General features: G+C 71.8%; 1 protein-coding gene. It reads left to right on the forward strand.

Translation table 11 applies throughout. The features are described 5' to 3' along the window. On the forward strand, positions 1–1268 hold a 1268-nt coding region (locus tag AC13HU_RS37390; protein WP_483046455.1), incomplete at its 5' end, for a S1C family serine protease. Between the last annotated feature and the right edge of the window lie 3 nt (positions 1269–1271).

The raw sequence follows: 1271 nt of genomic DNA on the forward strand, positions 1-1271 counted from the left end.
GTGCCCACCAGTCCCCTCCGATGCACGACCCCTACGCGGTGCCGTCCAACCCCGCCTACGCCACCCCGCAGCCCGGCGCCGGCGGCCCGGGCGCTCCCGGCGGCCCGGTGTGGGGCACCCCGATGCCCCCCGGTTCGCCGTCAGGCGACGGGCGCGGCCGGCGCCGCATCGGCAGCATGGTCGCCGCGGTCCTGGTCGCCGCCCTGGTGGCCGGCGGGGTCGGCGGTGGCATCGGCTACTACGCCGCCAAGCACAACGACGACTCCGGCTCCACCACCATCTCCGCCGCCAGCGGCAGCAAGGCGCTCAACCGCGCCCCCACCTCGGTGGCCGGCATCGCCAGCAAGACGCTGCCCAGCGTCGTCACCATCAAGGCGCAGAACAGCCAGGAGAGCGACACCGGCACCGGCTTCGTCTTCGACAAGCAGGGCCACATCCTCACCAACAACCACGTGGTCGCCCCGGGCGCCGACAGCGGCAAGCTCACCGTCACCTTCTCCAACGGCAAGACCTACGACGCCTCGATCGTCGGCCGCGCCCAGGGGTACGACGTCGCCGTCATCAAGCTGAAGCACCCCGGCAGCGTCAAGCTCACCCCGCTGCCGCTCGGCAACTCCGACGACGCCGCCGTCGGCGACGCCACCATCGCGGTCGGCGCCCCCTACGGCCTGTCCGGCACCGTCACCACCGGCATCGTCTCCGCCGTCCACCGCCCGGTCGCCTCCAGCGACGGCGAGGGCAGCAGCGCCTCCTACATGAGCGCCATCCAGACCGACGCCTCCATCAACCCGGGCAACTCCGGCGGCCCCCTGCTCAACGCCACCGGCGCCGTCATCGGCATCAACTCCGCCATCCAGCCCGGCGGCAGCTCGTCCCCCGGCAGCCAGGGTGGCAGCGTCGGCCTCGGCTTCGCCATCCCGATCAACCAGGCCCAGCGCGTCGCCACCCAGCTGATCAAGACCGGTAAGCCGGTCTACCCGGTCATCGGGGTCACCCTCAACACCCAGTACGACGGCGACGGTGCCCAGATCTCCACGGACTCCAGCTCCGCGATCACCACCAACGGCCCCGGCCAGAAGGCGGGCCTCAAGCCCGGTGACGTGATCACCAAGTTCGACGACATCCTCGTCGACAGCGGCGAGACCCTGATCGGCGAGATCTGGCAGCACACGCCCGGCGACCAGGTCACCCTCACCTACACCCGTGACGGCTCCACCCACGCCACCACCCTCACGCTCGGTAGCCGCGCCGGAGACCGCAACAGCTGACCC

Source organism: Streptomyces sp. NH27, from assembly GCF_056859195.1.